This is a genomic window from Paenibacillus sp. WLX1005 (genome assembly GCF_046603685.1).
Taxonomy (GTDB): domain Bacteria; phylum Bacillota; class Bacilli; order Paenibacillales; family Paenibacillaceae; genus Saccharibacillus.
Map to the genome: position 1 here is coordinate 554,945 of NZ_CP176756.1, position 12,323 is coordinate 567,267.

The 12,323-nt window shown below is 49.2% G+C and carries 11 protein-coding genes; all 11 read left to right on the forward strand.

All coding sequences use genetic code 11. From position 1 onward, the window contains the following. The first annotated feature begins 496 nt into the window (after window positions 1-496). The gene (gene galU / locus ACE3MZ_RS02300; protein WP_411344947.1) at window positions 497-1,402 is read left to right on the forward strand and encodes a UTP--glucose-1-phosphate uridylyltransferase GalU; all 906 of its coding nucleotides are present in this window, start codon (window positions 497-499) and stop codon (window positions 1,400-1,402) included. 74 nt (window positions 1,403-1,476) lie between these two features. After that, on the forward strand, window positions 1,477-2,097 hold the full coding sequence (locus ACE3MZ_RS02305; RefSeq protein ID WP_411346670.1) for a sugar transferase: 621 nt from the start codon (window positions 1,477-1,479) through the stop codon (window positions 2,095-2,097). A gap of 34 nt (window positions 2,098-2,131) precedes the next feature. Then, window positions 2,132-3,070, forward strand: a complete 939-nt coding sequence (locus tag ACE3MZ_RS02310; protein WP_411344948.1) for a GDP-L-fucose synthase family protein — start codon at window positions 2,132-2,134, stop codon at window positions 3,068-3,070. A 37-nt stretch (window positions 3,071-3,107) separates the two neighbouring features. Continuing rightward, complete coding sequence (gene gmd / locus ACE3MZ_RS02315) at window positions 3,108-4,091, forward strand: GDP-mannose 4,6-dehydratase (RefSeq protein ID WP_017812584.1); 984 nt, start codon at window positions 3,108-3,110, stop codon at window positions 4,089-4,091. Window positions 4,092-4,111: 20 nt separating this feature from the next. Then, complete coding sequence (locus tag ACE3MZ_RS02320; RefSeq protein WP_411344949.1) at window positions 4,112-5,479, forward strand: flippase; 1,368 nt, start codon at window positions 4,112-4,114, stop codon at window positions 5,477-5,479. 216 nt (window positions 5,480-5,695) lie between these two features. After that, a complete protein-coding gene (locus ACE3MZ_RS02325) occupies window positions 5,696-6,856 on the forward strand; it encodes a glycosyltransferase family 4 protein (RefSeq protein ID WP_411344950.1) in 1,161 nt (386 codons plus the stop codon). After that, complete coding sequence (locus tag ACE3MZ_RS02330) at window positions 6,853-7,464, forward strand: DapH/DapD/GlmU-related protein (protein WP_411344951.1); 612 nt, start codon at window positions 6,853-6,855, stop codon at window positions 7,462-7,464. The genes ACE3MZ_RS02325 and ACE3MZ_RS02330 overlap by 4 nt, the downstream gene beginning before the upstream one ends. Next, entirely contained in the window at window positions 7,464-8,723 is a 1,260-nt protein-coding gene (locus ACE3MZ_RS02335; RefSeq protein WP_411346671.1) for an O-antigen ligase family protein, read from the forward strand. Before ACE3MZ_RS02330 ends, ACE3MZ_RS02335 begins: the two co-directional genes overlap by 1 nt. After that, window positions 8,653-9,903, forward strand: a complete 1,251-nt coding sequence (locus ACE3MZ_RS02340; protein WP_411344952.1) for a glycosyltransferase — start codon at window positions 8,653-8,655, stop codon at window positions 9,901-9,903. Before ACE3MZ_RS02335 ends, ACE3MZ_RS02340 begins: the two co-directional genes overlap by 71 nt. A gap of 24 nt (window positions 9,904-9,927) precedes the next feature. After that, window positions 9,928-10,518 carry a WcaF family extracellular polysaccharide biosynthesis acetyltransferase gene (locus tag ACE3MZ_RS02345; protein WP_411344953.1) on the forward strand — a complete coding sequence of 197 codons (591 nt, stop codon included), beginning with the start codon at window positions 9,928-9,930 and terminating at the stop codon, window positions 10,516-10,518. Window positions 10,519-10,952: 434 nt separating this feature from the next. Continuing rightward, window positions 10,953-12,245, forward strand: a complete 1,293-nt coding sequence (locus tag ACE3MZ_RS02350) for a glycosyltransferase family 4 protein (protein ID WP_411344954.1) — start codon at window positions 10,953-10,955, stop codon at window positions 12,243-12,245. Window positions 12,246-12,323: the final 78 nt, after the last annotated feature.

The following is a 12,323-nucleotide window of genomic DNA, read 5'->3' on the forward strand; positions in this document are numbered from 1 at the left end:
GTAGGAACAGGATCGCGTTACTTTCAGCCGTGAACCGGCCTTACCGGATTTCAAAGTTGATCAAACCGATCTGAAAACCATTTTATGAATGAGTACACGAACTACGTTTTATAACTTTGCTTAACATATCTTCTTTGCCGCTAAGGCCAAGCTTGGGGTAATGCCTCCTGCACCCATATCACTGGAGACACTCGGTCATGCCGTGGGCTGCAAGAGGCAGCCTTAGACGTTCATCGTCAAAGGTATGGTGATGAGGACGGGTTGAATGCCCGGTACCTGCTATTTGCCGGTACGTACCCGGGTGCGTCTGAAACCATGCGTTATATCCATATACAGTAAAGGAGAGAGTATAACGCGTTGTTTCAGGCGTCCCGCGTATGGATCGGAAGGTAGTGCAGTCTTCATAACAAGGGGTTATGGAGAACGTCATTGCCTACATAATTTGCAACTTGGTCATCATGAATGCAAACCAAAACAAAGGATAGGGTGTGATCTTGTGAAGAAGGTTCGTAAAGCCATCATCCCTGCTGCAGGACTTGGAACACGCTTCCTGCCTGCAACCAAGGCGATGCCGAAAGAAATGCTTCCCATCGTGGACAAACCGACGATTCAGTACATTGTTGAAGAAGCGATTGCTTCCGGTATTGAAGACATTATCATCGTAACTGGTAAAGGCAAACGCGCCATCGAAGATCATTTTGACAATGCCTTTGAACTGGAAACGACATTGCTGGAAAAAGGAAAGCTGGATCTACTGGATGAAGTACAGAAGTCATCCAAAGTGGATATTCACTATATCCGTCAAAAAGAAGCCAAAGGACTGGGACATGCAGTATGGTGCGCACGCAACTTTATCGGGGATGAGCCGTTCGCGGTTCTGCTGGGCGATGATATCGTCGAATCCGATACACCATGCACACGTCAGTTGATTGAACAATATGAAGTAACGGAGAAATCGGTGATCGGCGTACAAACCGTACCGGAAGATCACACGCACCGTTACGGCATTATCGATCCAATCGAACAATTTGGACGATTGCATGAAGTGCGCCAGTTCGTTGAGAAACCTGCTCCAGGCACAGCGCCATCTAATCTGGCGATCATGGGTCGTTATGTACTAACACCGGAAATCTTTGAATTCCTGGGCGAGCAACAAGTTGGCGCCGGCGGTGAAATTCAGCTGACCGATGCGATTCAACGGTTGAACGAATTGCAACAGGTATTCGCATATGACTTCCAAGGTACACGTTTTGATGTTGGTGAGAAACTCGGCTTTATTCAGACAACGATTGAGTTTGCTTTAAAGAATGAAGATCTTAAAGCACCGCTGCTGTCTTCTCTCAAAGCCGTATTGGAGAGAGAATCACAGGAGGATGTGCTGATAGCAAGAGGTGAGGGATAATGACTCCAAGACATGGGAGTGAAGCGGAAGCTTTAGCAAGCTATAGCGAGTTCTATGCGAGACATGTAGGCAGCATGACCACCAAACTCCGGTTTTATATGCTGATGAAACGGACCCTCGATATTATTTGCTCACTGCTGGGGTTAATCGTACTATTACCACTCTTTATTGTACTTGGCATTCTGATTAAACTGGAAGACCCGAAAGGGAAAGTATTCTTCTACCAGACACGAACTGGCAAGGATGAACAGCCGTTCCGAATGTACAAATTCAGATCCATGGTTTCGGATGCAGAGGAGAGGTTAAAAGAACTGCTCGCGCAAAACGAAATTGAGGGTGCCATGTTCAAAATGAAAAACGACCCGCGGATTACGCGAGTCGGACGTTTTATCAGAAAAACAAGTATTGATGAATTGCCGCAGCTGTGGAATGTGCTGCGTGGTGATATGAGTCTAGTTGGACCTCGTCCGCCATTGCCGCGTGAAGTGGAAGAATACAGTCCACGCGACAAGCTGAGACTGAGCGTAACACCGGGGTGCACCGGGTTATGGCAGGTCAGCGGACGAAACGAGTTAAGCTTTGATGAGATGGTTGATCTCGATTTACATTATATCAAAAAACGAGGGATCATTTTCGATTTATTTATTCTCGTTAAAACGGTCAAGGTGCTGTTCGGTTCCAAAGACGCGTTTTAAGAGACGAATTTCAGAATTGATGAGGTGATTATTGATGAATAAGGACTCCAAAATTTACGTAGCAGGACATCGCGGTCTAGTTGGATCGGCGATCCTGCGCTCCCTTGAAAAGCAAGGCTATACGAACCTCATCTACCGCACCAGCTCTGAGCTGGACCTGCGGAATTTGAATGATGTCTATGCCTTCTTCAAAGAGGAAAAGATTGATTATGTATTCCTGGCTGCCGCTAAGGTAGGCGGTATTGCGGCTAACAACGATTTCCCGGCAGACTTCATTCGCGATAATCTGATGATTCAAACGAATGTGATCGATGCTGCTCACTTTAACGGCGTACAGAAATTGCTGTTCCTCGGCTCTACGTGCATCTATCCGAAGTTTGCACCGCAGCCGCTCAAAGAGGAATATCTGCTGACTGGCGAACTGGAACCAACCAATGAGCCATACGCTATCGCCAAAATCGCTGGTATCAAAATGTGCGAATCGTACAATCGCCAGTATGGATCGAAGTTTATCTCCGCCATGCCAACGAATATGTACGGGCCAAACGATAACTTTGACCTGAAAACATCGCACGTACTGCCAGCACTAGTACGCAAAATCCATGAAGCGAAGGAAAGCAACTCACCAACGGTGGAAATCTGGGGAACTGGTACACCGAAACGTGAATTCCTGCATTCCGACGATCTGGCGGATGCTTGCGTGTTCCTGATGAACAACTACGAAGGCAACGAGATTGTGAACGTAGGTGTAGGGGAAGACATCGCTATCAAAGATTTGGCGCATCTGATCCAAAACATCGTCGGCTACGAGGGGGAACTGGTGTTCAATTCTTCCGTACCGGATGGTACACCACGCAAACTCGTTGATACGACCAAAATCAACGGTCTCGGTTGGAAAGCCAGCATTCCACTGGAAGAAGGCGTTCGTGCCGTTTATGAAGATTACCGCAACAGCTTGGCTGTTCAATCCTAACTTATAAAAAAAACATATTGGTGGAGGGAATTAACTTATGAAAAGCGCATTGATCACGGGTGTAACGGGACAAGACGGATCTTACTTGGCAGAGCTTCTGCTGGAAAAAGGATATAAAGTATACGGCGTACGCCGCAGAACAAGCACACCAAACTACGAAAATGTAGAGCATATCAAAGACCAAATCGAATGGATCTCTGCTGACCTCGGTGACCTTGCTTCCCTGATCGAAGCGGTTCGCGTGTCGGATCCAGACGAAGTATACAACCTGGCAGCTCAATCATTCGTTGCAGCTTCTTGGCCACAACCAATTGCTACTGGTCAAATGACAGCAATGGGCGTAACGAACATGCTGGAAGCGGTACGTCTGGTAAAACCGGAAGCACGCTTCTATCAAGCATCCAGTAGTGAGATGTTTGGTAAAGTTCAAGCGATTCCGCAAGTGGAAACAACACCATTTTATCCGCGTAGCCCTTACGGCGTAGCAAAACTGTACGGTCACTGGATCACTGTAAACTATCGTGAAAGCTTCGATATGTTCGCTTGTTCCGGTATTCTGTTCAACCACGAATCCCCGCGTCGCGGTCTGGAATTCGTAACGCGCAAAGTTACTGACGGCGTAGCACAGATCAAACTGGGTCTGTCCAAAGAGCTGCGTCTTGGTAATCTGGATGCACAACGTGACTGGGGCTTTGCCGGTGACTATGTAAAAGCGATGTGGCTGATGCTGCAACAAGATACTCCAGACGATTATGTAATCTCCACTGGCGAGATGCACACGGTTGAAGAACTGGTACAAATCGCGTTCGACCATGTTGGTCTGAACTGGAGAGACTATGTCGTAATCGACGAGAAATTCGTTCGTCCGGCTGAAGTGGATCTGCTGCTCGGCGATTGCACCAAAGCTAAAGAACAACTGGGCTGGGAGCTGGAAGTCGGATTTGATCAACTGGTGAAAAATATGGTCGATGCTGACCTGAAGCGCCATTCTCTGAAACCGTCCGCTGTACCTGTCTACTAAGCTAAGTGAGATGATTATGAATGGCTAATACAGTTGCCAGATTGAAGAATAAATTTTCCATGAGCCCGGAAAAGCGCAAAATCTTCTTTAACAGTAACTGGCAGTTGATGGACAAATTCCTGCGACTCGGAATTAACCTCATCGTCAGTATCTGGATTGCGCGCTATCTCGGACCGGAACAGTTTGGACAGTATAACTTTGCGATCTCATTCGTCACGATCATAGCGGCCGTCGTGCCGCTCGGTCTGGCGAATATCATCGTAAAGGAGCTCGTTCAACACCCGGATAACAAAAACGAGATTCTGGGAACCGTATCTACACTTCGGATGCTCAGTGGTCTGATCGCTTTTGCGATTACGCTTGTACTGGCATTTATGATTCCCGGGCAGGACGCTATCGTCCGCTGGAGTATTGTTGTCATCGCGGCGAACATGCTGTTCCAACCGCTCGACGTCATCTCCCAGTGGTTCGATTCTACGGTGGAAGCCAAGTATGCGGTCTATGCCAAAGGTATTGCCTTTGCAATGACATCAGTGATGAAGGTTGTACTAATCGTATTCCATTCCTCTCTGATCTGGTTTGCCGCATCGTATGCACTGGAATTGATTCTCGGATACGTGTTCTTGCTATTAACGCAGCGTAAACGGGTCTCAATTACGAAGTGGTCGTTCAACTGGAAGCTAGGCAAACGACTGACGAACAGCTCGTGGCCATTGATCGTCGCTGGTATCTCCACGATCATCTACCTGAAGATCGACCAGGTTATGCTGAGTTATATGATCAACGATACAGCGGTTGGTATTTACGCCGTCGCTGCAAGGCTGTCGGAAGTATGGTACGTCATCCCGACCGTCGTCGCTGCATCGTATTTTCCAAGCATGATCAAGAATAAGCAGCTCGGTCCAGATATCTATCATGCCGAATTGCAAAAGTTGTACAACATGCTGTTCTGGTTCGCGCTTGCCATCTGTATTTGCGTCACCTTGATGGCGAAGCCAGTGATCTCAATCCTGTATGGAAAAGAGTATCTGGAATCGATTAGCATCCTGGTTATCCACGTATGGGCGTGTCTATTCATCTTCATGCGCGCCGCACTGAACAAATGGATCATCAGCGAAGGATTGTACCGCTTCGAACTGATTAGCCAGGTGATGGGCGCAGTGACCAAAATCCTCGTTAACCTGATCCTGATCCCAATGTTCGGCGGTGTTGGTGCAGCCGTTGGTACGGTGCTTGCCTTTATCGTATCTAGCTACGCGTTCACCTTCCTGTTCAAGGAAACCCGCGTATCCGGCGTGATGATGTCCAAAACACTCATCTCACCAATCACCACACCGATCTCGAAGCTAAAAACAAGCAAAGCCAAACTATCCACCAATCAGGAATAAGCAACCCAGTCATCAGGTTCCCCATCAAGGGGAACTGATGCTTTCCTGCTTCATTACTTGAAAATAAGCTTCGCATTTGCGAAAACGACTCATAAACAAAACATAGCACATCGTAATTTTATACGTACCCAGTCTTAAATATTTTTGAATGTGATGCAGTGATACTGCTTCCTATTCAAGTTCATTTGAGCAAAACAAATCAAGGAGGCGTAGGCATTGAAAAAAGTACTGTACGTTCATCACTCGGGTCATATGGGCGGTGCACCGCGTAGCCTGACCTACCTGATCAGCCATCTGGATAAGGAGAAATTCCAGGGCAATGTACTCACCATTCGCAACGGTCCTGCGGTCAAGCTGCTGGAATCCGGCGGATTGCCGGTTGAAGTTGCTAAGGGCATGTTCCCGTTTCACGGTTCTACCGTATCGGGTATGACACCGAAGCTGTTCATCCGCAATCTGATTGGCGCGCTGCCGACTTATTTTCAGGCTAAAAAATACATTCGCAAATACAAGCCCGACATCATCCACTTGAACAGCACCTGTCTGTTCCAAGTTGCGCGAGCTGCCAAAAAAGCATCCCCGGATACCAAAGTCGTCTGCCATGTGCGTGAGCCGCTGCTTAATTCCTTTGCGGGTAACATCCTCAAACGGATGAATCACAAATACGTGGATGGCTACATCTCCATCGACCAATTCGATTCCGAGACGGTAGACAGCCAAGGACGCGAGCTGGACGTCGTGTACAACTTCGTTGATTTCAAATCGTACAACCCGCAAGTCAACGGCGCACCGGTTCGCCGGGAGTTGGGATTGGCGGACGACGATATCGTATTCCTGTATATCGGTCGTGTCGTATCTGGCAACGGAGTACTGGACATGGTTAATGCGTTCAACAAGATTGCCAAAGATCATCCGAAGTTCAAGTTGATCGTCGGCGGATTTTATTTTAATAAGAACAATGCGTATGAAGATAAAGTAATGGAAGCTTGCAAAGGCAACGACCAGATTCACCCGCTTGCGTTCCGCGACGATGTACCACAAATGATCGCTGCCAGTGACGTGATGATGTGCCCATTCGTGGAGCCGCATTTCTCGCGCAGCATTATCGAAGCCGCTTCGATGAAGAAGCCGTCTATCGGCACCAACATCGGCGGACCAAACGAGCTGATTTTGCAAGGGAAAACAGGCTATCTGTTTGAAGCTGGTCAATACGATGCTATGGCACAGTACATGGTGAAGATCGGAACTGACCGCGCTCTGCATGAGAAGCTGGGGCAACAAGCACTGGAATTCGCTGAAGAGAACTTTGACGCTAGAAAGAACACCAAGCGCACCTTTGAATTTTACAACCGATTCTTCGTTAGGGAGCCTGTATGATCACTTCTTTTATCAAAATCAAACGTAAAATTGCAAAAAAATGTTCAACTTGGGTGACCCGCCGGATGTTCAAGGAACAGCGGATCTCCTTCGGTCACAACCTGATCGCAGTCGGCGTACCGATTGTCGAGCAGGTAGCGGGCAGTAGCATCACGATCGGTCGCAACAGCATTCTCTGTTCGGACGATTACAGCAATCCGATCGGGCTGAATCATCGTACTGTGATCCGCACACTCTCCAGTGGCGCGGTGATCAAGATCGGTGACGACGTTGGCATTAGCGGCGCTAGCATCTGTGCGGCGTCCAGTGTGACGATCGGTAGTGAGGTAATGCTCGGCGTCAATGTACAAATCAGCGATACCGACTTTCACCCGATCAAGCCGGACGGACGACGCTTTAACAAGAACGTCGCCGATGTCGGCACGTCACCCACGATCATTGAAGACAATGTATGGGTCGGCGCCAACTCAATCGTGTTGAAAGGCGTAACGATTGGCAAAAATAGCATCATCGGAGCAGGCAGCATCGTCTCGGGTTCCATTCCGGCAAATTGTATTGCCGCCGGAGTGCCTGCCAAAGTGATCAAACGTCTGGATGTGAATAATTGATGATGTCAACTCCATCTACACTGTCCGATTCGTCGGACATTACGGTGAAAAGTAAGTTTTTAACCTTTGTGGCAGTGATGCTCATCGTTGTCACTTCCGGTTCGGTCCTGTTTGGCAAACAGTTCTATGCCGAGTGCATTATGGTGCTGTTCGCGATTGCGCTCGTCTTTTTCTTCCCGAAAAAGATTGAGCCGCGTCAGTTCCTGATTCTGATGGCGGTTATGATCGTGATTCTGTTCAATATGTTGATCTACCGCACGAACATCGGCGGCTATGCCGGGCTGATGCTCAAGATTATGGCGGTATTCATGGTCTTGAACCGGATCGATCTGCGGCAGGCAGCGAAAAGCTATCAATGGTTAATTACCGCACTGGCGATTCTCGGTATGCCGTTCTATCTGTTCGGTGTACTGGATGCCGCGCTCGTACGTGAAGTGTTCCCACCGACTGCGGTGTGGGGCGGCGCGTATCGGATCACTCCGTTTCATGTATACGGATTGTGGAATATGTCGCGTAATCAGGGGATTTTCTGGGAACCGGGTGCGTATCAGGTGTTTCTGAATTTAGGGATTCTACTCACCCTATTCTTGAATAAAAAAGTTCCCAAATGGCGGCTCATTATTCTGACCGCGACCCTACTGACGACGATGTCCACTTCCGGTTACATGATCTGTGGACTGATCTTTCTGGCGTATGTCATCCGCAACGGCAAGAGAGAGCAGATGGCACAAATGCTGCTATCGCTACTACTGTTCATCCCGCTCGTGTTCTTTATCGCTCAGAGTGGAGTCGTTACGGACAAATTTCAGGATGGCAACGCATCGTTCGACCGTCGCTCGCTCGATACTAGCTCGAATCTGGAGCTGATGGTCGAGAAGCCGCTATTCGGTTGGGGCTTCCAGAACAACGCGGTATTGATGGAGCGCTACGGTATTCCCGATTCGTCGAACTCGCTACTCACGTTCGGCTACCAATTCGGATTACCGCTGCTGCTGATCCTGATGATCTACTACTACTTTCAAATCTTGAGACCGGTCGGCGGCGTGTTCCAGGCACTTCTGATCTTTATCGGACTGCTGGTCGTGTTCTCAACAGAAAATATGCTATTCCAACCGTTATTCATTACGCTGATGTTCCTGGACACCAGCCGCATCCAAGCCGCCGTACAGGCAGAACGAGGTGAAATCCGTGGAAACGAAGTCAGTCGCATACGTGGCCCCTTACGTCAACAGCGAGTTACAGCTGAAAAGGGGATATAGTGCCAAGCATACAGCCGGTAACAAAAAGATCGATTGTATTCTGGAGGCATTGGAAGAGGGCGGACATCAGATAACGGTCATCTCGCCACTGCTGCTCAAGCGCAACACGCTGAAATGGTTCAGCCGTGATACGTACGAGATCGGCAAGCGTAGCAAGGCAGTCTATCCGGGCAACGTCGATCTCAAAGGATTCAGCCTGTTGGTTACATTATTCACTACGTTTTTCCAACTGGTTCGCTGGAATCGGGAAAACAAAAAGCAGCCGCGCGCAGTCGTCTTTTACAACTATCGACTGGAAACCGCATTGCCTGCGATTCTGTTCAAACTGCTGTTCCGTGTACCACTGGTTGTGGAATACGAAGATGGCATCTACGCTGTCACCGAGACCAACCGTCATTACAAAAAAATCTCGGTCGCCGTTGAGAAATTCGCCAACAAATTGCTCGACGGCGCGGTACTCGTTACGTCCGTTCTGAAAAAACGAGTCAGCACCGACAACTACACCGTCGTGCGCGGCGGTACGGTTCATCCCGCTCGGCTCAAGCCGGTGCAGGAAGTCGATCTTGGCAGAGAGCGTCCATTTCGGATGGTCTACTCCGGTCGACTGGATTATGACCGTGGTATCGAGATTCTGCTGGATGCTCTGCCGCATGTGCACACCGGTCGTCCACTGGAACTGCATATTACCGGCTACGGTCCGGTAGAGGATAAGCTGAAGCAGTTTATTCAAGATTTCCATCATACGCACATCAGTATCCAATTCCATGGCTTCCTAGATGACCGGGAATACGGCGAACTGATGGAAACCGCAGACCTGTTCATCAACACCCAACGTGAGAAGATTGCATTCAGCGAATGCTCCTTTCCATCCAAAGTGGTCGAATATATCAAATACGGCAAGCTGGTACTTACTTCCGGCGTGTCCGACATTAATGTCATCAATCAACAAATGTTTGTGACGTATGACAATGACGATCCACAGTCGCTCGCCGCAGGGTTGAACGAAATTCTGGATCATCCAGAGCGTTACAGCCTGTATCCGGTACGCGCGATGGAATGGCTCGTCAGCGACTGTGCTCACGAAGTCGTCGCAGGCAAGCTGGATCGCGTACTGAGTCAAGCGATTCACGGCAAACCGGGACAACCGGTATACTCGTCCGAATCGCCGCAAGCGGAATAATTCAATCAAGAGAGGAGAACGGACATGACACAAATCCGACTGGATCAATACTCGCAGGCAGAATACGATCGCGGCAAGCCGGGCTGGTACTGCCTGATCTGGTGGTTCGTCCAGGGAACGGTGTTCCGTTTCTCACTGCATAATATGTATGGCTGGCGGCGCTTCCTGCTCAAGCTGTTCGGAGCGAACATTGCACCCGGCGCCAGAGTACGAGCATCCGCCAAATTCACCTATCCATGGAAAGTCACCATTGGCGAACATTCCTGGATCGGTGATGACGTCGAATTTTACAGCCTGGACGAGATCATCGTCGGCAGCCAATGCGTCGTTTCGCAAAATACGTACCTGTGCACTGGCAGCCACAAACTGAGCGACCCAACCTTCGGCTTGATCACCAAACCAATCGTGATCAAAGACGGCGCCTGGATCGCCAGCGACGTATTCGTCTACCCAGGCATCACCATACACGAACTCGCCGTTGCCGGCGCAAGAAGCACCATCACCAAAGACATCCCGCGCAACGAAGTTCACATCGGCTTCCCAGCAGCATTCCATAAACACCGCTTCCCAGAAGCCGAAACCCAATCTCCACCCGCCGTCCACATCGTGAAGTAAAGAAATCGCCCTTCACATCTGAACGGGATGAAACAGAACCAACATTTCCGGGACACCCCGGCTTAACGTAAAAGTAAAAAGCATGAAAAAAATTGCTTTTTAAATCAACCCAAGCTTGAACCAAGCAAAGTGTATTAGTGATTCTCACAAACCCGACTTCATTAAACAAACTCAAATCTTTCCCAACTGCCGCCCCACTCATCTCTCCTGCTTTGAACAGTTGAGCGCGTCATGCGCTTGATTGCACAGAGCGGAGGCAAGGGAAATCGGTCAAAGGACGACTTTGGATCGTGAGAATCTACAATTCATTCCTTATCCGTAGATTCTCACGATCCACCGGAGGACGTGACCGATTCCCTTGCCGGAGCGGACCTATGCAATCCCAGCTATGCACATCGCAAAACCCTGTCAAAGAAAAGGAGGGATACCCACCCATGAATGGTAAGCCGAAAATCGTCTTTGTCATCAACTACTTTTATCCCGACTACGCTTCGACTGGACAACTGCTGACCGAACTGTGTCTGTACTTGCAAAATGACTTTGACATCACCGTTATCGCCGAATGTCCACCGGGCTACGGCGGCGACAATGCAGGCAAAGGACGCGTCATCCGCGACCGACTGGAAAATATCGAAGTCGTACGCATTCGCTTGCCGGAGGTCGACAAGCAAAATAAACTGAGCCGGATCAAGTATATCTCCACCTACTTCTGGTTCGCGACCTACCAGCTGCTCAAGGAAAAGGACACCGACTTTATCTACACCATCTCCACCCCGCCAGTGCTAGGCGGTCTGATCGGAACGATCGGCAAACTCTTCAAACGCGCCAAGCACATTTATAACATTCAGGATTTCAATCCGGAGCAGGCGGAAGCGGTTGGCTACACAGATCGCAAATGGATTTTTAATATCGCTCGTGCCATCGACAACATCAACTGCTCCATGTCCGACCATGTTATCACCGTCGGCAAGGATATGCAGGAGACGCTGGATAAGCGCTTTGGTGGACGCAAGAAGATCGCCAATACAGTGATCAACAACTGGACGAACGAGCAAGAGATCGTGCCGGTGAGCAAGGATCACCCGCGCGTGGCGAAGTTCATCGCCGACAACGGCTGGCAGGACAAATTCGTCGTAATGTACTCCGGTAACCTCGGATTGTACTATGACCTCGAAAACCTGATCAGCGTAGTGCCGAAGCTCAAAGAATGCAAGGACATGGTGTTCGCCTTTATCGGTGAAGGCGCCATGAAGAAGAAAATGCAAGACTACGCCGAGCAGCATGGATTGATTGCTTCTGGTCAAGTCTGCTTCCTACCGTTCCAACCGAAAGAAGATTTGAAATATTCACTGAATGCCGCCGACGTCCATCTGGTCGTTAACCAGAAAGGCATCAAGGGCGTATCCGTACCAAGCAAAATCTACGGCGTCATGGCTGCTGGTAAACCGGTACTAGGCGTACTGGAAGAAGGCAGTGAAGCACATCGCCTGATCGTCGATAGTTACTGTGGACTCGTTGCCGAGCCGCAAAACTACGATGACGTTGCCGTTCATCTACGTACGATGTACGAGATGGATCGCGCCGAATTGCAGCAGGTTGGTCATAACGGACGCCAGTATCTGGAGAAGTATTTACGCCGCGATGTATCGCTGGAGAAATACCGCCAGCTGCTACTATCTATGGCTACACCGTCCTCGTCACCAAGCATGTTGCCTGAATCGCAATAACATTCAGCATCATCGCAAGTGCAAACAGGACGTCAACGATATACACAACCGAACGACCCATTACAGAAAACACAGGAG

Bases quoted from the DNA above. Each gene is read 5' to 3' on its own strand.
- ACE3MZ_RS02305 (WP_411346670.1), top strand. From the start codon at position 1,477: ATGACCACCAAACTCCGGTTTTATATGCTGATGAAACGGACCCTCGAT.
- ACE3MZ_RS02310 (WP_411344948.1), top strand. From the start codon at position 2,132: ATGAATAAGGACTCCAAAATTTACGTAGCAGGACATCGCGGTCTAGTT.
- gmd (WP_017812584.1), top strand. From the start codon at position 3,108: ATGAAAAGCGCATTGATCACGGGTGTAACGGGACAAGACGGATCTTAC.
- ACE3MZ_RS02320 (WP_411344949.1), top strand. From the start codon at position 4,112: ATGGCTAATACAGTTGCCAGATTGAAGAATAAATTTTCCATGAGCCCG.
- ACE3MZ_RS02330 (WP_411344951.1), top strand. From the start codon at position 6,853: ATGATCACTTCTTTTATCAAAATCAAACGTAAAATTGCAAAAAAATGT.
- ACE3MZ_RS02335 (WP_411346671.1), top strand. From the start codon at position 7,464: ATGATGTCAACTCCATCTACACTGTCCGATTCGTCGGACATTACGGTG.
- ACE3MZ_RS02345 (WP_411344953.1), top strand. From the start codon at position 9,928: ATGACACAAATCCGACTGGATCAATACTCGCAGGCAGAATACGATCGC.
- ACE3MZ_RS02350 (WP_411344954.1), top strand. From the start codon at position 10,953: ATGAATGGTAAGCCGAAAATCGTCTTTGTCATCAACTACTTTTATCCC.